Origin of the sequence: Streptomyces sp. MBT53 (assembly GCF_016654115.1) — a bacterium.
Classification (GTDB): Bacteria; Actinomycetota; Actinomycetes; order Streptomycetales; family Streptomycetaceae; genus Streptomyces.
In genome coordinates this window covers 1-24,280 of record NZ_JAEQAZ010000131.1, presented here as the reverse complement: position 1 = coordinate 24,280, position 24,280 = coordinate 1, and the positions used below count along the sequence as shown (strand labels likewise).

Annotated in this window: 26 protein-coding genes; 7 read left to right on the top strand and 19 right to left on the bottom strand. The window is 70.7% G+C overall.

Going from position 1 to position 24,280, the window contains the following annotated elements:
• Positions 1-303 precede the first annotated feature (303 nt).
• Both JHN45_RS35525 and sigE read right to left on the bottom strand, forming a co-directional pair.
• Positions 304-1,278, bottom strand: coding sequence for an anti-sigma factor (locus JHN45_RS35525; protein ID WP_201053401.1), 975 nt, complete (start codon positions 1,276-1,278; stop codon positions 304-306).
• Positions 1,275-1,976, bottom strand: coding sequence for an RNA polymerase sigma factor SigE (sigE, locus tag JHN45_RS35520; RefSeq protein WP_019072074.1), 702 nt, complete (start codon positions 1,974-1,976; stop codon positions 1,275-1,277). Before sigE ends, JHN45_RS35525 begins: the two co-directional genes overlap by 4 nt.
• 270 nt (positions 1,977-2,246) lie before the next feature.
• On the opposite strand from sigE, the gene JHN45_RS35515 reads away from it, so the two are divergent.
• Positions 2,247-2,945 (top strand): O-methyltransferase, encoded by a 699-nt coding sequence (locus JHN45_RS35515; RefSeq protein WP_078532585.1) that lies wholly within the window; start codon positions 2,247-2,249, stop codon positions 2,943-2,945.
• An 87-nt stretch (positions 2,946-3,032) separates the two neighbouring features.
• Here the strand turns inward: JHN45_RS35515 and JHN45_RS35510 are convergent, their stop codons facing one another.
• Positions 3,033-3,200, bottom strand: a complete 168-nt coding sequence (locus tag JHN45_RS35510; protein WP_003966491.1) for a DUF3117 domain-containing protein — start codon at positions 3,198-3,200, stop codon at positions 3,033-3,035.
• 375 nt (positions 3,201-3,575) lie between these two features.
• On the opposite strand from JHN45_RS35510, the gene JHN45_RS35505 reads away from it, so the two are divergent.
• Positions 3,576-4,379 carry an enoyl-CoA hydratase/isomerase family protein gene (locus tag JHN45_RS35505; protein WP_200713344.1) on the top strand — a complete coding sequence of 268 codons (804 nt, stop codon included), beginning with the start codon at positions 3,576-3,578 and terminating at the stop codon, positions 4,377-4,379.
• 6 nt (positions 4,380-4,385) lie between these two features.
• Here JHN45_RS35505 and JHN45_RS35500 read toward each other — a convergent pair whose 3' ends face one another.
• Positions 4,386-4,958 (bottom strand): DNA-3-methyladenine glycosylase I, encoded by a 573-nt coding sequence (locus JHN45_RS35500; RefSeq protein WP_201053400.1) that lies wholly within the window; start codon positions 4,956-4,958, stop codon positions 4,386-4,388.
• A complete protein-coding gene (locus tag JHN45_RS35495; RefSeq protein WP_200713347.1) occupies positions 4,955-5,296 on the bottom strand; it encodes a DivIVA domain-containing protein in 342 nt (113 codons plus the stop codon). Before JHN45_RS35495 ends, JHN45_RS35500 begins: the two co-directional genes overlap by 4 nt.
• A gap of 141 nt (positions 5,297-5,437) precedes the next feature.
• On the opposite strand from JHN45_RS35495, the gene folP reads away from it, so the two are divergent.
• Complete coding sequence (gene folP, locus JHN45_RS35490) at positions 5,438-6,298, top strand: dihydropteroate synthase (RefSeq protein ID WP_200713342.1); 861 nt, start codon at positions 5,438-5,440, stop codon at positions 6,296-6,298.
• A gap of 128 nt (positions 6,299-6,426) precedes the next feature.
• On the opposite strand, the gene JHN45_RS35485 is transcribed toward folP, so the two are convergent.
• Both JHN45_RS35485 and dapE read right to left on the bottom strand, forming a co-directional pair.
• Positions 6,427-7,185: a TIGR00730 family Rossman fold protein gene (locus JHN45_RS35485; protein WP_093628996.1), complete on the bottom strand. Its 759-nt coding sequence runs from the start codon at positions 7,183-7,185 to the stop codon at positions 6,427-6,429.
• Positions 7,186-7,262: 77 nt separating this feature from the next.
• Positions 7,263-8,342 (bottom strand): succinyl-diaminopimelate desuccinylase, encoded by a 1,080-nt coding sequence (dapE, locus tag JHN45_RS35480; RefSeq protein WP_201053398.1) that lies wholly within the window; start codon positions 8,340-8,342, stop codon positions 7,263-7,265.
• An 85-nt stretch (positions 8,343-8,427) separates the two neighbouring features.
• Here dapE and JHN45_RS35475 point away from each other — a divergent pair, with 85 nt between their 5' ends.
• On the top strand, positions 8,428-9,444 hold the full coding sequence (locus JHN45_RS35475) for a heavy metal transporter (protein WP_201053396.1): 1,017 nt from the start codon (positions 8,428-8,430) through the stop codon (positions 9,442-9,444).
• A 272-nt stretch (positions 9,445-9,716) separates the two neighbouring features.
• Positions 9,717-10,169, top strand: coding sequence for a hypothetical protein (locus JHN45_RS35470; RefSeq protein WP_019072065.1), 453 nt, complete (start codon positions 9,717-9,719; stop codon positions 10,167-10,169).
• Positions 10,170-10,284: 115 nt separating this feature from the next.
• Here JHN45_RS35470 and JHN45_RS35465 read toward each other — a convergent pair whose 3' ends face one another.
• Together JHN45_RS35465 and fdxA are read right to left on the bottom strand one after the other, a co-directional pair.
• The gene (locus JHN45_RS35465) at positions 10,285-11,379 is read right to left on the bottom strand and encodes a bifunctional succinyldiaminopimelate transaminase/glutamate-prephenate aminotransferase (protein ID WP_201053393.1); all 1,095 of its coding nucleotides are present in this window, start codon (positions 11,377-11,379) and stop codon (positions 10,285-10,287) included.
• Positions 11,380-11,526: 147 nt separating this feature from the next.
• A complete protein-coding gene (gene fdxA, locus JHN45_RS35460) occupies positions 11,527-11,847 on the bottom strand; it encodes a ferredoxin (protein WP_019058397.1) in 321 nt (106 codons plus the stop codon).
• A 140-nt stretch (positions 11,848-11,987) separates the two neighbouring features.
• On the opposite strand from fdxA, the gene JHN45_RS35455 reads away from it, so the two are divergent.
• Together JHN45_RS35455 and JHN45_RS35450 are read left to right on the top strand one after the other, a co-directional pair.
• A complete protein-coding gene (locus JHN45_RS35455; protein WP_307783290.1) occupies positions 11,988-13,067 on the top strand; it encodes a GNAT family N-acetyltransferase in 1,080 nt (359 codons plus the stop codon).
• A 17-nt stretch (positions 13,068-13,084) separates the two neighbouring features.
• Complete coding sequence (locus JHN45_RS35450; RefSeq protein ID WP_201053391.1) at positions 13,085-13,942, top strand: transglutaminase-like domain-containing protein; 858 nt, start codon at positions 13,085-13,087, stop codon at positions 13,940-13,942.
• Positions 13,943-14,044: 102 nt separating this feature from the next.
• Here JHN45_RS35450 and JHN45_RS35445 read toward each other — a convergent pair whose 3' ends face one another.
• From JHN45_RS35445 to JHN45_RS35400, 10 genes are all read right to left on the bottom strand, one after another.
• The gene (locus tag JHN45_RS35445) at positions 14,045-14,659 is read right to left on the bottom strand and encodes a response regulator transcription factor (RefSeq protein WP_200713336.1); all 615 of its coding nucleotides are present in this window, start codon (positions 14,657-14,659) and stop codon (positions 14,045-14,047) included.
• Positions 14,656-15,864 (bottom strand): sensor histidine kinase, encoded by a 1,209-nt coding sequence (locus tag JHN45_RS35440; RefSeq protein WP_201053403.1) that lies wholly within the window; start codon positions 15,862-15,864, stop codon positions 14,656-14,658. Before JHN45_RS35440 ends, JHN45_RS35445 begins: the two co-directional genes overlap by 4 nt.
• A 5-nt stretch (positions 15,865-15,869) precedes the next feature.
• Positions 15,870-16,601: an ABC transporter permease gene (locus JHN45_RS35435; protein WP_200713335.1), complete on the bottom strand. Its 732-nt coding sequence runs from the start codon at positions 16,599-16,601 to the stop codon at positions 15,870-15,872.
• Complete coding sequence (locus tag JHN45_RS35430; RefSeq protein ID WP_200713334.1) at positions 16,598-17,524, bottom strand: ABC transporter ATP-binding protein; 927 nt, start codon at positions 17,522-17,524, stop codon at positions 16,598-16,600. Before JHN45_RS35430 ends, JHN45_RS35435 begins: the two co-directional genes overlap by 4 nt.
• Before the next feature lie 173 nt (positions 17,525-17,697).
• Positions 17,698-20,301: a hypothetical protein gene (locus JHN45_RS35425; protein ID WP_201053389.1), complete on the bottom strand. Its 2,604-nt coding sequence runs from the start codon at positions 20,299-20,301 to the stop codon at positions 17,698-17,700.
• 150 nt (positions 20,302-20,451) lie between these two features.
• Positions 20,452-20,868, bottom strand: a complete 417-nt coding sequence (locus JHN45_RS35420) for a DUF6113 family protein (protein ID WP_200713332.1) — start codon at positions 20,866-20,868, stop codon at positions 20,452-20,454.
• Positions 20,868-21,728 (bottom strand): N-acetyl-1-D-myo-inositol-2-amino-2-deoxy-alpha-D-glucopyranoside deacetylase, encoded by an 861-nt coding sequence (gene mshB, locus JHN45_RS35415; RefSeq protein WP_201053387.1) that lies wholly within the window; start codon positions 21,726-21,728, stop codon positions 20,868-20,870. The genes JHN45_RS35420 and mshB overlap by 1 nt, the downstream gene beginning before the upstream one ends.
• A gap of 51 nt (positions 21,729-21,779) precedes the next feature.
• Complete coding sequence (locus JHN45_RS35410) at positions 21,780-22,442, bottom strand: hypothetical protein (protein ID WP_201053379.1); 663 nt, start codon at positions 22,440-22,442, stop codon at positions 21,780-21,782.
• Between the two features lie 116 nt (positions 22,443-22,558).
• Positions 22,559-23,176 carry a Uma2 family endonuclease gene (locus JHN45_RS35405; protein ID WP_201053378.1) on the bottom strand — a complete coding sequence of 206 codons (618 nt, stop codon included), beginning with the start codon at positions 23,174-23,176 and terminating at the stop codon, positions 22,559-22,561.
• 52 nt (positions 23,177-23,228) lie between these two features.
• On the bottom strand, positions 23,229-24,092 hold the full coding sequence (locus JHN45_RS35400; protein ID WP_201053376.1) for a helix-turn-helix domain-containing protein: 864 nt from the start codon (positions 24,090-24,092) through the stop codon (positions 23,229-23,231).
• Positions 24,093-24,280 lie beyond the last annotated feature (188 nt).

Here is a 24,280-nt window from a genome sequence, read left to right as displayed (position 1 = left end):
GTGGGACGGGAACCTCGGAGGCCGTCGTGGGGGTCTGTGGGGCGGCGCCGGGCGCCTCCACGGGGTGCCCCAGCTCGAAGTCGGCATCGGCTGAAGCGACTTCGGCGCTCACGCCCACGCCGAGGTGACCGCTACCGCCGCCCTCACCCGCACCCGGCGTCACCGCTCGGCCCCGACTCCACCACTTCGGTTTCGTGGGCCTCGGTTCCGGTGTCCCCTCGTTCATGTGCTCCCCACCGCCCGCCGTGCCACCCCGTACTCCCCGGATTCAACCAGGTCGGCGGGGTGTGGCGCAGGGGACGGTCAGCGGCGGGGGCGGGAGGAGGCGGAGGGTGCGGGAGTGGGGGAAGAGGTGGTGTCGGGTGCGCGCAGCAGGCCGGGGGCCATGACATCGGGGGCCGTGGACCACGAGGTGAGGGCGACCGGCGGGTTCGTGTTGAGCGGGCGTATCAGCGGGGACATGACCGCCGCACCGGCCACCACGGGCGCCGTCAGCGTGTGCATGACCTCGTCGTCGCCCCGGACGGCCGTCGGGGACGGCACCCCGGGCAGCAGCGGCGCGGACACGGAGGTCGGGACCACCGGGGTGTCGCCGAGCATCGAGCGCTGGCTCGTGCCCTGGGCGAGCAGGGGCCCGACACCACGGCGGCGACCGGAGTCGGCGGTCGCGGCACCCGTGCCCTGGGTGCGCGCCGGAGTCACGCCCGCACCGCCCCGCGCCTCGGCGGCGGTGTCGCCCGGCGTGACCGTGGCGACCCCGCCCAGCGCGATCGCGGCCAGTGACACCGCGCCGGCGGCGACGAACGCGAACCGCATCCCGCGCGAGGCGGAGCGGTCGGTGTCGTGCCGGCTGACGTCATGGATACGGAAGCCCTCGCGGGCCGGTGCGGACGAAGGGGTCAGGGCTGTCGCGGCGTGCGGGCCCGCGGGGACGTAGCCGAACTCGAACGCGTCGAGCGGGCCGTCTCTTTTGACGCCGAAGAGGCCGACCCCGGCGAAGAGCCCCCCGCCGGGTGGTTCCTCGTCGTCCGTGTCGCCGTCTCCCCCGGGAAGTCCCTGCAGGCGGGCCAGGAAGCTCTCGGAAGGGGGCGGCGGGGCCATTTCCGCGAACACGTTCTTCAGTCGGCGCTGCGCGTCGGCCTCGGCCTTGCACTTCGTACAGGTGGCCAGGTGTGCCAGTACGCGATCGCGCGACTCATGACCGAGCTCCCCGTCCACCAGGGCGGAAAGTCGGTCTCCCAGATGCTGCTCCGCAGGCGTAGGACGTGATCCACTCACGCGGTCGCGCCCCCTCCCCCCAGCGCGGGCACACGCGCCACGAAGGAACGGCGCTCGGCCCGTGCTTCCGGCGAGCGGTGTGCGAGGGCCTTGCGCAGCTGGGAGCGGCCACGGTGGATCCGGGACCGGACCGTGCCGAGCTTGACGCCCAGGGTCGCGGCGATCTCCTCGTAGGAGAGGCCCTCGATGTCGCACAGGACGACGGCCGCGCGGAACTCGGGCGCGAGGGTGTCCAGGGCCTGCTGGACGTCGGCGTCGAAGTGCGCGTCGTTGAAGACCTGCTGGGGCGACGGCTCGCGGCTGGGCAGGCGCTCGGCCGCGTCCTCCCCGAGCGCGTCGAAACGGATGCGCTGCTTGCGGCGGACCATGTCCAGGAAGAGGTTGGTGGTGATGCGGTGCAGCCAGCCCTCGAAGGTGCCGGGCGTGTAGGTCGACAGGGAACGGAAGACCCGGACGAAGACCTCTTGCGTGAGGTCCTCGGCGTCGTGCTGGTTCCCCGTCAGGCGGTACGCGAGCCGGTACACACGGCCGCTGTGGGTGCTGACGATCTCCTCCCAGGTGGGCGGAGTCCACGCCTGCCCGTCCGCGTCGGTGGAGAAGGTCGCGGTCTGGGCATGGTCAGCGGCGTGGCTGTGGTCAGCAGCGGTGTCGTTCACGGATTTCGGCCTGCCCGCCGATCCGAGAAAGCGCCGGAGCACTCCTCCCCGATCCACAGGTACAGCCGCACCTCCCCTGTCGGCTCTGGTGGTGTCCAGTGGAGTCCCTACCATAGCCACCTCGCCCGTTAGCTCCGGATAAGGGGTTTTACGAGAATTTGATACACGCTCATACCGACCTTCCGGCGGTACGAGCCGATGCTCGGGCCCCTGCTCCCGCCGCTGCTCGACGTCCTGATCCATCCTCATCCCCCGCTCTCCCCTCCGGCCGCGTCCCCCAGTGCATTCCTCCCCCTCTAAACGCCCGGTCCCATCAGCAGGTTCCCGGCACCAACGGATACAGTCACGCCCAGGCAACCACGGGGACAGGAGAGGGTCATTACCGGCAACCGGCAGACGAGCTGGGCGTTCGCCGACGCCTATGTCGCCGAGGACGAAGCACTGCGCTGGGCCCGGGACCGGGCCCGCGAGGCAGGGCTGCGCTCGGTGTCGCCCGGCACGGGCGCCGCGCTGCGGATGCTGGCCGCCACCGTGGACGCCAAGGCGGTGGCGGAGATCGGAACCGGGACCGGCGTGTCCGGGATGCATCTTCTCCACGGCATGCGGCCGGACGGGGTACTGACGACCGTCGACCAGGAGCCGGACCACCAGCAGTTCGCCCGCCAGGCCTTCCGCGCCTGCGGCTTCGCCAGCAACCGGGCCCGCTTCATCCCGGGCCGCGCCCTGGACGTGCTGCCCCGGCTCGCGGACGCCGGCTACGACCTGGTGTTCTGCGACGGCGACCGGCAGGAGTTCCTGGACTATCTCGCTGAATCGTTGCGCCTGCTGCGTCCGGGTGGCCTGGTGGTCTTCGAGGGCGTCTTCGCCAACGGCCGGACCGTGGATTCGGGCCCTCAGCCCACCGAGGTGCTGCGGCTGCGCGACCTGCTGCGGGCGGTGCGCGAGATCCCGGAACTGGTGCCGTCGCTGCTCCCGGTGGGCGACGGACTGCTGTGCGCCGTCAAGCGGTAGGACACCTTGGGAACGCGGGAAAGCAGCTGCCCCGGCACCATCTCGGATGCCGGGGCAGCTGAAGGGGTATGGTCGCGTTCCGCCGCGTCAGCCGACGACCTTCTTGAGGGCGTCGCCCAGGGCGTCGGCCTCGTCAGGGGTCAGCTCGACGACGAGCCGACCGCCGCCTTCGAGCGGAACGCGCATGACGATGCCCCGCCCCTCCTTGGTCACCTCGAGCGGGCCATCGCCCGTCCGCGGCTTCATGGCCGCCATGCTCGTTCCCCTTCCTGAAACCAGCTCATCGTCGCCGACGGCCCCATGGAGGGCACGCGCGGCCCCTAATGAGACACGCGTCACCGGCATCGAACACATTGCTTCCAGGCCATTATCCCGCATCTCAGGACCCGATGACCAACATCAGTCGGCATCGCTTGGGCAACGCGCGCGAGCAAAACCACTCAATTCGCCGATGTGACTGCGATACTTCGCCGCCGCGCGGACCCCCGCCCACCGATTCCGGTCCGGAATTCTTTGACGCAGGTCACACGTCCGGTCCGGTGCTTGGACGGCGATCTCCGCCATGCTGTCCTACGGACGTAGGGCGTACCGACCGGTACGCCCAAGCGGCGACACCGGAGGGGACACACCATGGCCGACACCGTGCTCTACGAGGTGAGCGACGGACTCGCGACGATCACGCTGAACCGCCCGGAGGCGATGAACGCGCTGAACATCGCGACCAAGGTCGCCCTCCGGGAGGCGGTACAGGCCGCGGCGGGCGACGACGCCGTACGGGCGGTGCTGCTGACCGCGGCCGGGGAGCGGGCGTTCTGCGTGGGCCAGGACCTCAAGGAGCACATCACGTTGCTGGCCGCCGACCGCGAGGCCGGGACCGGGGCCACGATGACCACGGTGAAGGAGCACTACAACCCCATCGTGCGGGCGCTGGCCGGGATGGCGAAGCCCGTGGTCGCCGGGGTGAACGGGGTCGCGGCCGGGGCCGGTTTCGGGCTCGCGCTGGCCGCGGACTACCGCGTGGTGGCGGACACCGCGGGCTTCAACACGTCCTTCGCGGGCGTGGCGCTGACCGCGGACTCCGGCATCTCCTGGACGCTGCCCAGGGTCGTCGGTCCCGGGCGCGCCTCCGACCTGCTGCTGTTCCCGCGCACGATCACCGCGCAGGAGGCCTACGACCTCGGGATCGCCAACCGTCTCGTACCCGCGGGTGAGCTGCACGCGGAGGCCGAGAAGGTGGCGCGGGCGTTGGCCGTTGGGCCGACGGTTGCCTACGCGGCGCTGAAGGAGTCGGTGGCCTACGGCTTCTCGCACACCCTTGAGGAGACGCTGGAGAAGGAGGACGAACTCCAGGCCCGGGCGGGCGCGTCGGAGGACCACGCGATCGCCGTGCAGGCCTTCGTCAACAAGGAGACGCCGAAGTACTTGGGTCGCTGAACCGCCTCAGGGGAGGCGGGCCACACAATCCGCCAGGTGGTCGTTCACCAGTCCGCATGCCTGCATCAAGGCGTACGCCGTCGTCGGGCCTACGAATTTCAGGCCCCGCTTCTTCAAGGCCTTGGACAGGGCCGTCGACGCCTCCGTGACCGCCGGGACGTCCCCGAGTGTCTTCGGGGCCGGGCCCGGCTCGGGGGCGTGGGACCAGATGAACTCGTCCAGTTCGCCCGGCGCCCAGTCGGCCAGCACGCGCGCGTTGGCGATCGTCGCGTCGATCTTGAGGCGGTTGCGGATGATGCCCGCGTCGAGGAGCAGGCGCTCGCGGTCGGCGTCCGTGAAAGCGGCGACCTTGGCGATGCGGAAGCCGTCGAACGCGGCCCGGAAGCCCTCGCGGCGGCGCAGGATCGTGATCCAGGAGAGGCCCGACTGGAAGGCCTCCAGGGAGAGCCGTTCGTAGAGGGCGTCGTCGCCGTGGACCGGGCGGCCCCACTCCTCGTCGTGGTAGGTGACGTAGTCCTCGGTGGACAGCGCCCAGGGACAGCGCAGGGCGCCGTCCGGACCGGCCACGGCGTCGCTCACTGGTGGTCGCCTTCCGCGGGCTTCTCGATCGAGACGCGGTGGTTCTGCGCGCCCGCCAACGCGGACTCCAGGTCGGCGATCCGGGCGTCGCGCTCGGCGAGTTCGGCGCCGATGCGGCTGAGCGCGTCGTCCACCTCGGCCATGCGGTAGCCCCGCGCGGCGAGCGGGAAGCGGATGCTCTCCACGTCGGCCTGGTCGACCGGCCGGTCCGGGGGCAGCGCGTCGTCGAGGCGCTCGGGCGCGACGTCGGGCAGCGGGGCGTTGTCGCCGCCGCCGATCACCGAGAGGGTCACGGCGCCGACCACGACGGCGAGCCCGACGACCAGGAACAGGAACATGAACATCTCTGAGGTCTCCACGGGCGTCGATGTCGGACGTGCCGAAGCCGAATGTGTCAGGGTCCGATCGTGCCATGCGACGCTGACAGTTAGGGTCACAGGCGGCTGAAGACCGGTAGGTACTAGGAGAGGTCACAGGGGATGCTCAGGCTGGGCAGGCGTGAATTCGACGCGCACGAGCCGGTGATCATGGCGATCGTGAACCGGACCCCGGACTCCTTCTACGACCAGGGGGCGACGTTCCGCGACGAGCCCGCCCTCGCGCGCGTGGAGCAGGCGGTGGCCGAAGGGGCCGCCATCATCGACATCGGCGGGGTCAAGGCCGGTCCCGGCGAGGAGGTCACCGCCGAGGAGGAGGCGCGGCGCACGGTCGGTTTCGTGGCCGAGGTGCGGCGGCGCTTCCCCGACGTGATCATCAGCGTCGACACCTGGCGGCACGAGGTCGGCGAGGCCGTCTGCGAGGTCGGCGCGGATCTCCTGAACGACGCGTGGGGCGGCGTCGATCCCCGGCTCGCGGAGGTCGCCGCGCGGTACGGCGTGGGCCTGGTGTGCACGCACGCGGGCGGCGCCGAGCCTCGGACGCGTCCGCACCGGGTGACGTACGACGACGTCATGGCCGACATCCTGCGCGTGACCCTGGGGCTGGCCGAGCGGGCCGTTTCCCTGGGGGTGTCCAGGGAGTCGGTGCTGATCGATCCCGGGCACGACTTCGGGAAGAGCACGCGGCACAGTCTGGAGGCGACTCGGCGTCTCGGGGAGATGGTCGACACGGGGTGGCCGGTGCTGGTGTCGCTGTCCAACAAGGACTTCGTGGGCGAGACGCTCGACAAGCCGGTCAAGGAGCGGGTTGTCGGGACGCTCGCGACGACTGCCGTGTCGGCGTGGCTCGGTGCCCAGGTGTATCGGGTGCACGAGGTCGCGGAGACGCGGCAGGTGCTGGACATGGTGGCGTCGATCGCCGGGCATCGGCCGCCGGCTGTGGCGCGGCGGGGGCTGGCCTGATTTTTTCGCCCCCGCCGCCCCTTCCCGTCCCGTACCTGGGGGCTGCCGCCCCCAGACCCCCGCTCCGGCCCCGAAAGGGCCTCGTCCTCAAACGCCGGACGGGCTGAAGGTGAGCGGACTCGAAAGAGTTACCGTCCCGCTTCCTTCGACACCAACGCGACCGCCTCGTCCACGTCGTCCGTCACGTGGAACAGGAGCAGGTCCTTCTCCGACGCCTTGCCCTGGGCGATCAGGGTGTTCTTCAGCCAGTCGACCAGGCCGCCCCAGTACTCGCTGCCGAAGAGGACGATCGGGAAGCGGGTGACCTTCTGGGTCTGCACCAGGGTCAGCGCCTCGAAGAGCTCGTCGAGGGTGCCGAGACCGCCGGGCAGAACCACGAATCCTTGTGCGTACTTGACGAACATCATCTTCCGCACGAAGAAGTAGCGGAAGTTGAGGCCGATATCGACGTACGGATTGAGCCCTTGCTCGAAGGGCAGCTCGATGCCCAGGCCGACGGAGATGCCCTTGGCCTCCAGGGCGCCCTTGTTGGCCGCCTCCATGGCTCCGGGGCCGCCGCCGGTGATCACGGCCCACCCGGCCTCCACGAGGGCGTGTCCGAGCCGTACGCCCGCTTCGTACTCCGGTGAGTCCGGCTTGGTGCGGGCCGAGCCGAACACGCTGATCGCGGGCGGCAGTTCGGCCAGCGTGCCGAAGCCCTCGATGAACTCCGACTGGATGCGCAGTACGCGCCACGGGTCGGTGTGGACCCAGTCCGAGGGGCCGCCCGCGTCCAGGAGACGCTGGTCGGTCGTGCTCGCGGTCACCTGGCCGCGCCTCCGGAGGACCGGTCCCAGGCGCTGCTCCTCCGGTGGCTGCTGCTTGCCCTCGGGGTTGCCTGTAGCCATGTGCGCTCCCTCCACTTGCAGGTGTTTCGTACCTCAGCGTAGGTCTACGCGGGTTACGGAGGGGGGACATACGGATGTCAGGCGGTGAGCCAGTCCCGCAGCCGCCGCTCCGCCTCGGGGATGAGGGCCGCCTCGACCCTCTCGTCCACCTTGTGGGCGAGGAGTTGGGCACCGGGGCCGTAGTTCACCGCGGGCACCCCCAGGGCGCTGAAGCGGGCCACGTCGGTCCAGCCGAACTTGGGGCGGGCCTCGCCGCCGACGGCCGCCATGAAGGCCGCCGCGGCCGGGTGGTTGAGGCCGGGGCGGGCCCCTCCGGTGTGGTCGTCCACGACGAACTCGTCGACCCCGCAGTCGGCGAAGTACTCGCGCACGAAGGCCTCCGCCTCCTGCTCGCTGCGGTCGGGCGCGTAGCGGAAGTTGACGACCAGGGTGCACGCGTCAGGGATCACGTTGGTGGCCACGCCCCCTTCCACACGCACCGCGTTGAGGCCCTCGTGGAACTGAAGGCCGTCCACGACCGGCGTGCGGGCCTCGTAGGCGGCGAGCTTGGCCAGCGCCCGCGAGGCCGCGTGGATCGCGTTGGAGCCCATCCACGCGCGCGCGGAGTGCGCTCGTTCACCCTTGAACTTCAGGAACATCCTCAGCGTGCCCTGACAGCCGCCCTCGACCTGGCCGTCGGTCGGCTCCAGGAGGACCGCGAAGTCGCCCGCCAGCCACTCCGGATGGGCTTCGGAGACGTGCTTGAGGCCGTTGAGGGGAGCGGCGACCTCCTCGTTGTCGTAGAAGACGAACGTCAGGTCGCGGTTGGGGGCCGGGACCGTGGCCGCGAGGCGGAGTTGGACGGCGACGCCGGACTTCATGTCGCAAGTGCCGCAGCCCCACAGGACGCCGTTCTCGTCGAGGCGCGAGGGGACGTTCCCGGCGATCGGGACCGTGTCGATGTGACCGGCCAGAATGACGCGTTCCGTACGGCCCAAGTCGGTGCGCGCGACGATGTTGTTGCCGTACCGGTCGACCGTCAGGTGGGGCAGGGCGCGCAGCGCGGTCTCGATCGCGTCCGCGAGGGGCTTCTCGCTGCCGCTCTCCGAGGGGAGGTCGACGAGTTGCGCGGTGAGCCGTGCGGCGTCCAGCGTGAGGTCAAGTGGGGTATCGGCCATGCCGTCGACCCTAACGCGAAGGGCGTCTCCACCGTTTGTCCACACCCGGCTCAGCGGTAACAGGAGCCTCCGCTACCTTGTGGGGATGCCTGAGCAGTCCCCCACCCCAAAGAAGCGTCGACGCGGTCGCCTCTTCCGGTTCTCGGCCGCCTTCGTGGTGCTGCTCGCGGTCGCGGGCTATCTCGTCGTCCAGTACGTCACCGGCGGCCGGGGCGGCCCCGGTTGCAAGGTGGTCTCCGGGAAGGACGACGGCCAGGAGTTCGAGTTCACGCAGGAGCAGACGATGAACGCGGCGACGATCGCCGCCGTCGGCACCGGACGCGGTATGCCCGAGCGGGCCGTGACGATCGCGCTCGCGACCGCGATCCAGGAGTCGCAGCTCGTCAACATCACCCACGGGGACCGGGATTCGCTCGGCCTGTTCCAGCAGCGCCCCTCGCAGGGCTGGGGCACCGAGAAGCAGATCATGGACCCGACGTACGCGGCGAGCGTCTTCTACGAGCACCTGGCCAAGGTGGACGACTACCAGAAGCTCCCCCTCACCGTCGCCGCGCAGCGGGTGCAGCGCAGCGGCTACCCGGAGGCGTACGCCAAGCACGAGCCCGACGCCACGCTGCTGTCCGCCGCCCTCACCGGGCAGTCGGCCGCCACGCTGACCTGCCAGGGACTCCCGGACACCACCGTCACCACCACCGGCCCGGACGCCGTACGGGCCGCGCTGGTACGGGACTTCGGGCGCGAGGTGCTCAAGGAGACCGGCGCGGAGGTGACCGGCGGCGGGACGACGTCCAAGAGCACGTCCGAGTCGAAAGCGAAGGCCGAGTCCAAGTCCAAGGACAAGTCCACCGCCACGCCGTCGCCGAGCGCGAGTGCGACGGGCGGGAGCAGCACGGTGACCCTGCCGGTGCGGTCCGGCAGCACGAAGACCGGCTGGCAGCTCGCGCACTGGGCGGTCGCCAACTCCTCGGCGCTGCACATCGACCGCGTGTCGTACGCGGGCCGTGAGTGGGCCGCGGGCAGCGCGAACGACCCGTGGCACTCGACCGGCACGAAGGCCGCGGGCGGGGTCCGCATCCAAACAGAGGGACCGACCGGGCAGTAGTACGGGTCCTCACCCGTAGGGGTCATGCGTGGTCGATCCGGGGCCGGAGGTGCTCAGGTTTTCGCCTGGTCACTCTCGGGTGCGCCGAAGTCCTTGAAAACAAAGGGCTGTCGGCATTCGGGAGGCTTTCGGACCGGGCGCTCTTTGTCCGTTTTTATCCGTAGCTGATAATGCGACGCATTGCCAACTCTTTACGTTGGCGCTCCGCAACCTTCGCGCGCTTCGAGCGGTAGTCACTGCGTCCGAGCCCGGAGATCAACACAAGGAGCATCATGTCCCTCCCCCTGACCCGCCGGATCGCCCGTGCCGCGCTGCTCGTCGCAGCGGGAGCGGCAGCCGGGGTCGGTGCGGCCGGCTCCGCCAGTGCGGCCCCCTCCCTGCCGGCCACCCCGAACCTGGGCGCGTTGACCGCCCTGGACGGGGCGAGCGTCGGCAACACGGTCGACGGCGCGAGCCAGAACGTCACGGGGGTCGCCGGCAAGTCCGGTGGCCAGACGCTGGAGAAGGCGGTGCCGGCCGCAGGCAAGACCGGCGGGAAGGTTGCCAAGACGGTGGCTCCGGCTGCGCAGCATGTCGCCGGGGACACGGCGGGACAGGCCGGCGGCCTGCTCGGTGACACCGCCAAGACCGCCACCGCGGGTGGTGGCCTGCCGACCGACGCGGTCACCAAGGGTGGGCTGCCTACGGCTCAGGAGCTGCCCCTCAAGGGTCTTCCGCTTGGCTGAGCGCGCCCTGCGTTGAAGGGGTCCAGGGAGTTCCCTGGGCCCCTTCTTGCGTTGTTTTTCGGCTTGCGGCCGGTGGGGGCTTGTCGCGCAGTTCCCCGCACCCCTTAGGGGCGCCTCAGCTCAGGCGGTCTACAGCTGCCCTTACTCGTTCATCCGTCGCCGTCAGCGCCACTCGTACGAAGTTCTCGCCCGCCTCGCCGTAGAAGTCGCCCGGGGCCACCAGGATGCCCAGGTCGGCGAGGTGGGCCACCGTGTTCCAGCAGGACTCGTCCCTCGTCGCCCACAAGTAGAGGCTGGCCTCGCTGTGTTCGATGCGGAAGCCGTGGCCGGTCAGTGCTTCGCGCAGCAGTGTGCGGCGGGCCTTGTAGCGGTCGCGTTGTTCCTGGACGTGGGTGTCGTCGCCCAGGGCCGCGACCACCGCCGCCTGGGTCGGGGCCGAGGTCATCATGCCGCCGTGCTTGCGGATCTCCAGGAGCGGGCCCAGGATCGCCGGGTCACCGGCCAGGAAGGCCGCGCGGTAGCCCGCCAGGTTGGAGCGCTTGGAGAGGGAGTGGACGGCGACGATGCCGTCGTAGGAGCCGCCGTTGACGTCCGGGTGCAGGACCGAGACCGGGTCGGCCTCCCAGCCGAGTTCGAGGTAGCACTCGTCGGAGAAGACGAGGACTCCGTGCTCGCGGGCCCAGGCGACGGCCCGCGTCAGCTCGTCCTTGCTGAGCACCCTGCCGGTCGGGTTGGAGGGCGAGTTGAGCCAGAGGAGCTTCAGGCCCTCGGGGTCGAGCTGCGTCGGGTCGTCGTAGACCTCGTATTCGGCGCGGGCCAGGCGGGCGCCGACCTCGTACGTCGGGTAGGCGAGGCGGGGGTACGCGACGCGATCGCCCGGGCCGAGTCCCAGCTGCGTCGGGAGCCAGGCGACCAGTTCCTTGGAGCCGACGATCGGCAGGACGTGGTGGTGGGTGACGTCCCGGGCGCCGAGTCGGCGTTCGACCCAGCCGGTGAGGGCGTCGCGCAGGGCCGGGGTGCCCCAGACCGTGGGGTAGCCGGGCGAGTCGGCCGCGTCGATCAGGGCTTTCTGGATCAGATCGGGGACCGGGTCCACCGGGGTGCCGACCGACAGGTCGACGATGCCGCCCGGGTGCGCCGTCGCCGTCTTCTTGTACGGCTCCAGTTTGTCCCAGGGGAAGGTGGGGAGGCGGTCGGTGACTGCGGACACGGTTACTCGCTCACTTTCTTCGATGCGACCGGTACGGCCCGATGCGGCCCGTACGCCCGGTACGGCAAACGCCTCGGCCCCGTAGGGCGCTGATCGGGCGTGATCAGGCCGTACGGGACCGAGGCGGCGCGTCTGTGCGGGCCGCTCTTACTGGTTCTGCGGCGGCAGCGCGGCGACGAAGGGATGGTCGCGCTCGATCAGGCCCAGCTTGCTGGCACCGCCCGGGGAGCCGAGCTCGTCGAAGAACTCGACGTTCGCCTTGTAGTAGTCCTTCCACTCCTCGGGAGTGTCGTCCTCGTAGAAGATCGCCTCGACCGGGCACACCGGCTCACAGGCTCCACAGTCGACGCATTCGTCCGGGTGGATGTACAAGGACCGGGAGCCCTCGTAGATGCAGTCGACCGGGCACTCCTCGATGCACGCCTTGTCCTTGACGTCGACACAAGGCTGCGCGATGACGTAGGTCACGCTGTCGTTCCTCCTCGATAGGGCGCTGGCGGGCCTCCGTAGGCTCCGCCGCCAGGCGCGCTGGAGCGCGGCGTCGTCCATGCCCGCACCTAGTATCTCCGTTCCGGGGCGTGATCCATACAGGAGGGGTGAACTGACCTGTGGAAATCTCTGCGGCCGGACGTCTCGAGGTCCGCATCACCGCTGCTGACGTGGGCAAACGGGTGTCCGTCAGGTGCTGGACAGGTACTGAAGACACGACGGAGAAGTTCACCGACACGGTGGGTGTTCTCACATCATGGGACAGCGGTGTGCTGACGATCACACGGAAAGGTGGGGAGTCCGTGCATATTTCGGAATCCTCGCTGGTGGCGGGCAAGGTCGTACCGGCCGCTCCGGCCCGCCGTCGGGGGCCCTCGGCCACGTACCGGGAGTTGGCCCGGGTCTCCGCGCGCGGCTGGCAGCCCGTGGAGAGCGAGCGGCTCGGCGACTGGGAGCTGCGCGCCGCCGCCGGATTCACTCGCCGCGCCAACTCCGTGCTCCCGCTCGGCGATCCCGGTCTGCCTCTCGACGCGGCCCTCACCGCCGTACGACGGTGGTACGGCGACCGTGGCCTGCCCGCCTACGTCCAGACCGCGACCGGCGCCGAGGGCACGCAGGAGCTGCTCTGTGCCGAGCTGGAACGGCGCGGCTGGACCCGTGAGGTGACGGCCGAGCTGTGGGTCGGGGCGCTGGCCCCGATCGCGGACCGGGCCGACCCGGCCGGGGTCGTCCTCTCCGGGACGGCCGACGACGCGTGGCTGGCCCGCTATCAGCGCAAGGGGGTGAGCGAGGTGGCCCTGAAGGTGCTGGGCGGCGGACCGTCGGTGTGGTTCGCGACGGTCCCTGGTGAGGGTGCCGAGCCCGCGGCGATCGGACGGTGCGTCGTCGACGGGCGGTGGGCCGGTTTCGGTGCCGTCGAGGTCGATCCGGCGCTACGGCGGCGGGGGCTGGCCTCGCTCGTCATGGCCGCGTTGGCCTCGCGGGCGCTGGCGGAGGGCGCGTCGGCCGCGTGGCTGCAGGTCGAGACGGACAACACGGGGGCGCGGGCGCTGTACTCCGGGATGGGGTTCGCGGCGCATCACGCCTACCACCACTATCGCGAGCCGGCCCCGACCGACGACGTCGGTGACATCGGTGACATCGGTGACATCAGTGCCATCGGTCCCGACGGTGGCGCCGGTCGCGACGGTTCGTCGTGAGGGAGTTCGAGTTCGCCATGCCCGTTCCCTGTCCCTCTCCCCCGTCGCCCGAGCGGGCTGCGGACGTACGTGCCCGGTTCGCCGAGGAGGCGCGGTCCGAACGGCCCGATCTGACCACGCTGTGCCTGCTGGTGGGCGCGACGGCCGACGGGGCGCTGGACGACGCGGGCATCGACGCGGCGCAGCTCGAACTCGACCGGCTGGCCGGACAGTTGCCCTACCGCCCCGGCGGGCCCTCCGCGTGGGCGAACGCGCTGCACCAACTCCTCGGTGTCCGCTTCGAGTTCCGCGGTACGCCCGGCGACTACCAGCGGCTGGGATCCTCGCTGCTGCACGAGGTGCTGCGACGGCGGCGCGGGCTGCCCATCCTGCTGTCCGTGGTGTGGATGGAGGTCGCCCGGCGGGCGGGGGCTCCCGTGTACGGGGTCGCGCTGCCGGGGCACTTCGTGGTGGGGTTCGGGCCGGCGGCGGAACAGGTGCTGGCCGATCCGTTCGACGGAGGGCGGGTGTTGTCGGGCGGCGACGCGGAGTTGCTGGTCGCGGGGGCCACGGGAGCTTCGCTGGAGCCCTCGATGCTTGTGCCTGCGGCGCCGCTGGAGGTTGTTTCGCGCGTCCTGAACAACATCCGGGCGTGGGCTGCGGCTCGGCCGGAACGGTCGGATGTCGCCCTGTGGGCCGTCGAGTTGGCGTTGCTGTTGCCCTCGCACTCGGCTCGGTTGCGGTACGAGCGGGCTCAACTGCTGGTCGAGCGAGGGGATTTCCTCACCGGGGCTGCCGAGTTGGAGGCGTATGCGGAGATGGTGGCTGTGGTGGATGAACCTGCTGCGGATCGAGTGCGGGGGCAGGCGCAATCGGCTCGTGCCAGGCTGAACTGATTTGGCGTCTGCGGGTGCGTTGTGGCTGGTCGCGCCCACGCGGCGGAGCCGCAAATCGATACAGCCCCGCGCCCCTAAAAAGAATCCCCCTGGCCAGCGTTTTTACAGCCAACCCTTCTCCCTCGCGATCCGTACCGCCTCCGCCCTGTTCCTCACCGCCAACTTCTGGATGGCCGTCGAGAGGTAGTTGCGTACCGTCCCCTGGGACAGATGAAGTGCCTTGGCCAGCTCGGCGTTCGTCGAACCGTCCGCCGCTGCCCGCAGGATCTCGCGCTCGCGGTCCGTCAACGGGTTGGCGCCCTCCGCCAGCGCCGCTGCGGCCAGCGTGGGGTCGATGACACGCTCGCCCGCCAGCACCTTCCGTACCGCTTCCGCCAGTTGGGCCGCCGGGGCGTCCTTCACCAGGAACGCGTCGGCGCCCGCCTCCATCGCGCTGCGGAGATAGCCGGGGCGGCCGAAGGTCGTCAGGACGACCAGTTTCACCGCGGGCAGCGACTTGTGGACCTGGGCCGCCGCCTCGATCCCGGTGCAGCCGGGCATCTCGATGTCGAGGAGGGCCACGTCCACCGCGTGTTCCCGGGCCGCCGCCAACACCTCGTCGCCGCGCGCCACTTGGGCGACGACCTCGATGTCGTCCTCCAGGCCGAGCAGTGCGGCCAGTGCCTCGCGGACCATCGACTGGTCCTCGGCGAGAAGGACCTTGATCGTACGGCTCATGCGGGGGATCCTACGTCCGCCGAAGCGACCGTAACGCCCGCGGGCACCCGTGCGACCAGCCGGAAGCCGTGTTTGAGGCGGGTCGTCTCCAGGGAGCCGCCGACCTTCGCGAGGCGCTCGGTGAGGCCCGTCAGGCCGTTGCCGGGGCCCTTGCCGGTGCCGCCCGAGCCGTTGTCCTCGACGGAGAGTTCGAGCATCGGGCCGTCCAAGGTCTGGCGTCGGACCAGTTCGACGACGCAGCGCTGGGCGCCGCTGTGCCGTACGACGTTGGTGATCGCCTCGCGCAGGGCCCAGGCGAGGGCGGACTCGCTGTCCTCGGGGATGTCGGTGAGGTCCGGTTCGGCGGGGAGGTCGGCCGTGACGCCGGCCGCCGTCAACGCGACCTGGGCGCCCGCGAGTTCGCCGGGGAGGCGGGGGCGGCGGTAGCCGGTGACCGCCTCGCGGACGTCCACCAGGGCCTGGCGGCTGACCTGTTCGATGTCGGCGACCTGCTGGGCCGCCTTGTCGGGGTGGTCGGGGAGCATCCGACCGGCCAGCTCGCTCTTCAGGGTGATCAGGGAGAGGGAGTGGCCCAGCAGGTCGTGCAGGTCCCGGGCCAGGCGCAAGCGCTCCTCGTTCGCGGCGAGTTGAGCGACGGTGGCGCGGGCCTTGCGCAACTCGACCGTCGTGCGCACGAGTTGCCGTACTCCCGTCATGGAGTAGCCGATGAGCAGCACCACCAGGAACAGGCCCCAGGCGTCGTCCAGGTCGTGGGCGTGCCAGCCGACCAGCATCATGGCCGCGGTGGTCAGCGGGATCGTCCAGTACGCGGCGCGCAGCGGGAGGGCCACCCCGCAGGAGACGGAGACGTAGACGAAGAGGCCGATCCAGGAGCCGCCGAGGGTGAGGGCCAGGGTGACGGCGAGTGCCCCGAGCACGGCGACCAGGGTGGCGACGATCCAGCCGGCGTAGGGGTGGCCCATGGTGCGGAAGACGACGGCCAGGTAGATCGCGACGAAGGCCGTCCAGCCGACCCAGCCGGCCGCCGTGGCCAGGGTGGTGTGGTGGCCGGAGGTCAGGTCGTGCACCGGTGCGCTGAGGAAGATCAGCCACGGCACGACCCACACCAGTTTGCGCATCGCCTCGGAACGGTTGCGGGGCGGCTGGCCGATCCGCACCAGCCGGTCCGCCCGGGCCTCCTCCTCGGACCGCAGATCCTCCGTCATCGCGCTCACGCCTTCAGCGTGTCCTTCCGGTACAGCCAGGCCGCCCCGCCCGCGAAGAGCGCGAAGTAGACGACGAGGAGGGTGATGTCCTTGGCGTGGGGCGACCGGCTCTGCTCGATGGCCTGCCCCAGCGCAGCGTACGCGTGCGTGGGCAGCCACTTCGCGATGTCCTGGAGCCAGGTCGGGAAGGTCGTGGACGGGAACCAGAGGCCGCCGAGGATGGACAGTCCGAAGTAGACGATCATCGTGATCGGGCGGACCGCGTCCCCGGACGCGAGGTAGCCGATGGCGACGCCGAGCGCGGCGAAGACCAGGCTGCCGGCCCAGATCGCACCGGTCAGCGCGAGCCACTGCCAGGCCTCCAGCCGTACGTCCTTCAGCACTGCGGCGACGATGAACACGACGACGATGGACGGCAGGCTGACCACGGCGGCGCTGGCGGTCTTGGCGAGGACATAGCCGCGCCCGGGCAGGGTGGTCAGCCGCAGCTGCCGTACCCAGCCGTTCTCGCGCTCCTTGGCGATGCGCTCGCTGTTGCCCATGAGGACGGCGGTGAGGGCGCCGAAGGAGGCCATGGAGACCATGACGTACTTGGCGATGCTCAGGCCGGTGCCGTCGACCGTGCCGGTCTGGTTGGAGACCAGCAGGAAGATGACGGAGGGGTAGATCACCGAGAAGAACAGGAACTTGCGGTTGCGCAGGGCGCGGGTGAGTTCCAGTTTGATCAGGCTGTTCATGACTGCTTGGCCTCCTCGGCGGTGGTGATGGCGACGAAGGCCTGCTCCAGGCCGAGTCCGGCGACTTCGAGGTTGCGGGGGTAGACGCCGAGGCCGTAGAGCGCGTGGACGGTCGCGTCGGCGTCGGTGGACTGGATGCGGATCGTGGAGCCGCTTATGTCGATGGTGGTGAGGAAGGGCAGGGACCGCAGCGGGGCCTCGTCGATCTCGCCGTCCAGGTCGAAGGCGACCCTGCGGGCGCCCGCCTTCGCCTTGATCTCGGCGGAGGTGCCGTCGGCGAGCAGCCTGCCCCGGTGCAGGACCAGCACGCGGTCCGCGATGGCGTCGGCCTCTTCGAGGTAGTGGGTGGCGAAGAGGACCGTACGGCCCTGGTCGGCCTGTTCGCGCATGGTGGCCCAGAAGGCCTGCCGGGCGGAGACGTCCATGCCGGTGGTCGGCTCGTCGAGGACGATCAGATCGCTGTCACCGGCGGTCGCGAGGGCGAAGCGGACGCGCTGCGCCTGGCCGCCGGAGAGCTTGTTGACCTTGCGGTCGGCGATCTGGGCGATCCCCGCGCGGGCGATCACATCGCCGACCTTGTACGGCTTGGGGTGCAAGTCGCAGGCCAGCTTGACCAGTTCGCCGACCGTCACCTCGTCCATCAGCCCGCCGCTCTGCAGCATCGCGCCCACCCGCCCGGCGACGATCGCCTCACGGGGGCTGGTGCCGAAGACGCTGACCTTGCCGGTGTCGGCCTGCTTGAGGCCGAGCAGCAGATCGAGGGTGGTCGACTTGCCGGCCCCGTTCGGACCCAGCAGGGCCACTGTCTCCCCCGGGTGCAGCACGAGCGACAGTCCGTCGACGGCCCGTACGTCGCCGTAACTCTTGCTCACCTGGTCGAACCCGACCACCGGGGTGGCGGTGGTCGCCGCTGTTGTCGTCATGGCACCCATCGTCGCCGCCGGGGGCCGGTCCCCGGCAGTGTCGACGGTCCGGTGTCGCGCATGACAGATGTCATGTCGCACGACCGAGGCGGATGTCGTACGAGAAGGGGGGCGCCCGACAGGCGCCCCCCTTCGTCGTCCGGACGGACCAGGACCTGTCCGGCGGACAGGCCCTAGCTCGGGTTCGTGTCGATGACCGCGACCCGGTTGCTCTTGCTCGTCAGGGCCGCACGCAGGGCGAGGTACACGTCCTGGGGTGTGACGGCCGTCTTCTTGCCGTTGGCCCGGCTGATCAGCACGCCGTCGAAGGTCTGACCGTAGAGCCCCTGCAAGGCGGTCAGGTCGGGCTTCTCGACCAGCTTGCCGTCGATGGCCGTCACCTTGAGGAACTTCCACAGCGACTTCTGCGGGCTCAACCGGATCGAGTGCGCGGTGTCCGTCTGAACGATCACGTCCGCGGACATCGCAGGCTCCGCGAAGGCCTTCATCTCGCGGTCGACCTCGGCGTTCGTGATCGTCGGCTGCTTCGTGGTCGTCGGGACCGTCACCGTGGTGGCCGTGTTGGTCTCCACCTCGGTGCGGTACGCCTCCTCCACGGCCGTGACGGAGCCGGCCGGGTCGATGGCCTTGCCCGCCTTGCCGTACACGGCGACCGCCTTGCCGGCCTTGAACTCGATCGTGCCCTCGGTCACCGCACCGGTGCCGGAGCCGCCGCCGAGGTTCGCCAGGGCGGCCTGGAGCTTCTCCTCGTCGGTCGGCATCTCGGGCTGGACGACCCGCTCCTGGCCGAAGAGCGAGCCGATCACGGAGACCGGGTTGTAGTCGCTGGTGGCGGCCTTGCTGACGGTGGTCGCGAAGTCGAACTGCAGCCCCGCCTGGTCCGGCTTCAGCGAGACGGTCCTGCCGCCGACCGACAGCTTCAGCGGCTTGTTCACGCGGTCGCCGAACGCGTCGTCGAGCTTCTTGACGGCGTCGTCACGGGTGCCGCCGCCGATGTCGACGCCGAGCACGGTGGTGCCCTTGGGCACGTCGGTGTGGTTCATCAGCAGCCCGGCACCGTAGGCACCGCCCGCGATGATGAACACTCCGACACCGAGCAGGACCAGCTTGCTGCGGCCCTTCTTCTTTTTCTTCGCCGCGCTCTTGCCCGCGTTCTTGGCGGCGGGCGCGCTCTGCGCCGAGCCGGGCTCGGGCAGCTTCGGGGGCGTGTGCGGAAGCGGTCCGTCGGGGTGGGTGCCCGTGCCGAAGGGCGAGGTGCCGTTGCCCGGGACGACCGGCATCCCGCTGGTGACGGTGTGTCCGGAGACCTGGTCGGCGGGGGCGCCGTAACCGGCCATGCCGGGTCCGGGGGCCAGCTGTTGCGGGGTGAGGATCGCGGTGTCGTCGCTGAGACCGCCGCCGGGGATCATGCCGGGGAGACTCGCACCGCCGGCCGTGCCGGGGCCGCTGAGACCCATGGCGGGGCCCGCGCCGGGGCCACCGGGGCCTGCGCCGGGACCGCCAGATCCCATGCCGGGGCCACGGGGTCCCGCACCGGGACCGCCGGGACCGCCCGGGCCCCTGCCGCGTCCGCCGTGTCGGCCGGAGGACGCGCCCTGGCCGCCGGGACCACCAGGACCGCCGGTGCCGTTGGCCGGGCCGCCCGGGCCGTCCGCGTAGCCGATCGGCGCGCCGGGGGCTCCCTGCGCTCCGCCCATCGGGCCGGGCGGCAGCATCAGGCCGTTGCCGGTGACCGGGCCGCCGGTCGGGCCCGCGGGACCCTGGGGGCCGCCCGGACCGCCGCGCCCGTTCGGGCCGTTGAAACCGCTGGGTCCACCAGGACCGCCGGGGCCGCCGGGACCCATGCCCTGGCCGTCGGGTCCGGGGAACTGCTCGATGCGCGCGCCGTGACCGTTGGTCCCGGTCCCGGGGAAACCCTGGCCGTTCGTCTCGGGGTAGCCGCCCTGGGCACCCTGGCCGCCGGGCCCGGGGAAACCGCCCTGCTCGCCGCCGCCCTGGGCACCCTGACCGTTCTCCGAGAAGTACGGCAGGTCGTCGCGGCGCGGTTCGCCGGGGCCGCCGTTCGGACGGGAGCCGTTGCCCAGCGAACCCGCCGCCAGTGCCTCGGTCACGTCGAAGGAACCGGTGCCGCCGCCGTGCCCGGGGGCCACGGGTCCGCCGCCGGTGGCCCCGGCGAACCCGGCACCGTTCGTGGAGCCGTTGGCGCCGCCCGGCCGGGAAGCGCTCGGCAGGCCCATCGCACCGACGACACCGCCGGGCCGGCCGCCGGTCGGCCGCGCGGCCGCGGGCGCACCCGCGGTCGGAGTGCCGGCACTCGGGGTTCCGGCGGCCGAACCACCGGGAATCCCGGCGCCGTTGGTGCCGCCACCGCCCTGACCGCCCTTCGCGGGGCCGGACTTGCGGGGCGCGAACCAGTCGCTGGTCTTCTCCTCGGCCCCGGGCAGGGCGAGTTCGGCGGTCGGTTCGACGACGCCTGTGGGCAGCGCGGAACTCGGCAGCTGCGTCTCGGCGGTCGTGGACCCGTCGGCGGACTCGGTGTCCGCGACGGGCGTGCGCACGACGACCGGCGGAATGGGCCGCGATCCGGGGATGTTGATCCGGATCCGGGTCGTCAGCGTCGTCTCGGTCTTGCGTTCCTCCGGCTGCGCGGCCGAACGCCCCGCGTCCGTACGGTCGTCGGAAGCCGCCGGCGTCCCGTACGGCGGGGTCCCCGAGGGGTAAGCGGCTCCGCCGCGCCCGTCGGGCCCGGAGGACGGAGTGTCAGTTTCACGACTCAAGGCAGGTTCTCCCGGTTGGCTCCGCCGCCCGACACCCACGGGCGACTCGGCGGCGCGCACCACCATACTGGCCACTTCTTGGCGGTATCCCACGGCCGCTGGGGAAACCCACACCGGACTCGCACGCGCGCGTCATCGCGAAGTGGTACGTCACTTGCCAAGTCGGACGTCAGGGCTGCTTGGTTGCCGCCCCAAACCCAACGTGGCGCAGATCACAGCTACGGCCATTCCGCCGAGCAGGAAGAGGTAGGAACCGACTCCCGCGCCGAACAGGAAGTCGCCCTCCGGACGGCTGGCGGTGAGCAGGATGACGGCGACCATCCAGCCGGCCGCGGGCGCCACTGCCCCGCCCCGGCCGCCGGCGGCTCTCGCCCCGCCGAGGAAGAGTCCGCCCGCTCCGGCGAGCGCGAGCAGCAGTCCGCCGGGGAACCAGCCGCCCTGCACCAGCGCCCCCGCCGCCCCGACGACCGCGCCGAGCACGAAGAGCCCGAGGTAGGCCAACACCCGTAGCCCGGACGGCCGTTGCAGCGGCTGGGCGAGCAGACTCCCACCGTTGTTCGCACTCATCACAGGCCCAGCCCTTCGAAGAGGTCGGTCTCGACGGCCGGGCCGCCGACCTCGCCCTGGACCAACTCGTAGTACTCGGTGGTGAGGATCGGCTGCGCGAGATAGTTGGAGAGCACGAAGTACGGCTCGTCCGGGGCGACTTCGATCTGGGTGGCGTGCGCGCGCATCGCGGCGGTCTTGGCGGCGGCGTGGGCGGTGCCGTCGATCGCGGCGGTGATCCGTTCGTCGTCCACGACACCCGGTACGTCGTCCACGGCGGCGGTCTCGGCGAAGGGCAGCTCCGGCAGCGCGTCACGCAGCCGCGCGAAACCCTCGTCCACGACGGTCCGGGGTACGCGGTTCCAGTAGACCTTGGCGATCGACTGCCCGGCGTCGGCGGCGAGTTGAGCGGCCCGCATGGCGACGCGGTGGGCCTGGATGTGGTCCGGGTGGCCATAGCCGCCGTCGGGGTCGTAGGTGACCAGAACCTGGGGGCGCACCTCGCGGATCACCTCGACGAGGTGTCCGGCGGCCTCGTCGACGTCGGCCTGCCAGAAGCATTCGGGGTCGTCGTTGTCCGGGGTGCCCATCATCCCGGAGTCCTGGTAGCGGCCCGCGCCGCCGAGGAGACGGAAGTCACCGACCCCGAGTTCGCCGGTCGCGGCCGCGAGCTCGCCCGCCCGGTGTTTCCCGAGCGCGGCACCCGACAGCTGCCGCAGCGCGGGCGGGATGACCTCGCCGCGTTCACCGAGGGTGCACGTGATCAGCGTCACGTGCGCACCCTCGGCCGCGTACTTGGCCATGGTCGCGCCGTTGTTGATCGACTCGTCGTCCGGATGCGCGTGCACCAGGAGCAGACGGCGGGCAGGCAGTTCGGTCATGCGCCCACCCTACGAGGCCTCCGGCCTCCCCCGCCCGCCTCCTGCCGTCCGTCACTCCTCTTCGTCAAGCACATGGGCGATGGCGAGCGCGATGCGCTCGATCCAGTCGATGGCATCGTTCACCGAAGCCTCGTCGATGGGACGGCGTTGCTTGAGGTCGCCATCGATCAGGTCGGCGTCGTGCGCGATCTTGTTACGCCGCTGAGTGATCTCCAGATAGCGACCGCGAAGGGTCTTCTCATTCAGTGAGGTACGGCCCTGGAAGAACGCCTCGTTGATCCATCCGGCGCTCAAGTACCAGACCTTCTTGTCGGTCACTAGCTTCAGCACCTCGGAGATCTTGCCGGGGTGCTGGAGCGACTGTGCCGCGAGCTTGTCACGCAGATGTTCCACGACCGCGTCGGGCAGGGTGACATCACCTCGCTGCACGGCCTCGACCCTGTGCAGCGGCAACTCGTAGACCCTCAGCTGGTACGGCATCTCGGGGCTGTCCTTGGCGGCCAGCTCGGCAACCCTGCGCAGCACCTCTTCGTGCAGCCAGTGATCGATGGCGGCGACGGCTTGGACCCAGGCCGCACGGTAGAAGTCGTCGATGTCGATCGTGGGCGACCTGAAAGGGGTGAGCATCTTGCCCGCTTTGACCATCCGCCGGGCGTACGACAGGTTCGCCGTGAACGCCTCGAACTGACGCGTCTGCGGTCTCGGAATGGACATGCGCAACCCCCGTGCTGACTCTCCGCCACGATCTCTGTCTGCACGATTCCCGAGTTGTACGGGGGCGAGTCAAGCTGGGCGGGCCGGCTCGCACGAAGGTGGCCGATTCCGGTCTCTCAGCTTCCGGATCGCGCCTCTCCCCCGTCTCCGTAGCGCGGCAGACCGTCCGTCGGGATCGTCCAGTCCCCGATGGTGACGTCCTCGCCGTAGACGAAGTCCTTGCGGGTGGCGTAGCGGGGGCCGTCGGGGGTGGAGTGGATGTCGGTGAGGACGGCGCCTGTGCCGGTGCGGGGATCGAAGACGGCGTAGGTGGGGATCCCGATCAGGGGATAGTCGCGCATCTTGCTCACCCAGTCGTTGTCCGGGTTGGAGCGGGAGACGACTTCGATGGCCGCGATGAGCGTACGCGGATCGATGGAGGCTTCGGTGTCCAGGTCGCTCCACGCGATCACCATCACATCAGGGTGACGCATGATCCCCTCGGGCTCGTCCTCCACGTCGGGGGTCCCGTTGTGAGCCAGCAACTCGTCCGGCATGACTTTCTCAAGTCGTCGGCTGATGCGTGCTGCCGTGACCTCGTGCGGCCCTCCCGGCGACATCATGTCGTGGACGATCCCTTCCCTGGTGATCTCGAACTTGCCGGGAAGGGTGTCGTCCATGGCCTGCAGGCCGTCCCTCATGGCCCGGTACTGGTGGGTGGCGCCCTGCTGCGCGTTGTCCGAGGCGATGGTCATGGCGCTCGCTCCTCGTGGTCTGTGCCCAGGGGCAAGGATCGTCCCCTTCATGCTAGGCGGCCTCCGGGAGATCGGTTCGGCAGTCGTGGCAGCGGCCTGGGGTGGGGGAGCGGAAGGCGCGGTCGCAGCCTTCGCAGTTCTGGAGCGGATGTCGTGGGGACTCCGGGGACACAGGTGCGCGGAACGGAGGCGGGGACGGCAACTGCGCGGTCAGACGATGGGCCAGGAGGGCTGCGGGGCGACGCAGGGGATCGGGTGGCAGGTCCGTGGTGAGTGCGTGGCGTAGGGCGGTGGGGGTGACGTCTCGCTCCAGCCAGGTGGCGACGCCGGGGGCCAGGTGGGCCGTGTCGCAGGCCGACAGGAGCAGACGGGAGTCGTGGCGGCGCAGGCCTGTGAGGAGGTCTGTGGCCTGCTGGATGAGCGCGGGGGAAGGGTAGGACGGGCGCGGTACGGCGGGGAGGGGCTTGTGGGGTGTGCGCTTGTTCGGCACCGACGGGGTCTGCGCGAGGGCTGGTTCCCTACGGCCGCCGGGCTGGTTGCAGGAGATCGTGCGGGTGATGATCCGGCCGCCGGGGATGCGGTGGCGTTCGCGGCGGAGGTAGCCGTGGGTCTCCAACTCGCGTAGCGCGGCGGCGATTCGGGTCCTGCCCTCGGGGAAGCGGGCGGCGAGGGTTTTGATGTCGACGCGGGAGTCTTTGGGGAGGGACTGGATGTGGACGCCGAGTCCGATCGCGAGACCCGACAGCTCCGGGTGTTGCGCGAGGTGGTTGCCGATCACCGTGAAGCGGGTGGTGTGGCGGGAGTTGTCGTGGGTGAGTCCAACTCCGTAAGTCGCCCGGTGCCGCTGGTTCGGGTGTTTGTCGGCGGTGTGCCGGGACCGGGCGTGCGGGGGCGCGGTAGTGTCGCGTGTATCCATCGGGAAGCTCGAATCTTCCTAGGTGGTCAGGCCCTCGCCTTGGGATTGCCGTCCCGGCGAGGGCCGTCGTATGTCTGGGGTTGTTTGCGCTGAGCGTAGATCACGCAACCCGGCCGGAATCCAGCCCAGTTGACGATGTTCACCCAGATGGGCGAGTGGCGGGCTGAGCCGACGGGAGGGTGGGGTGG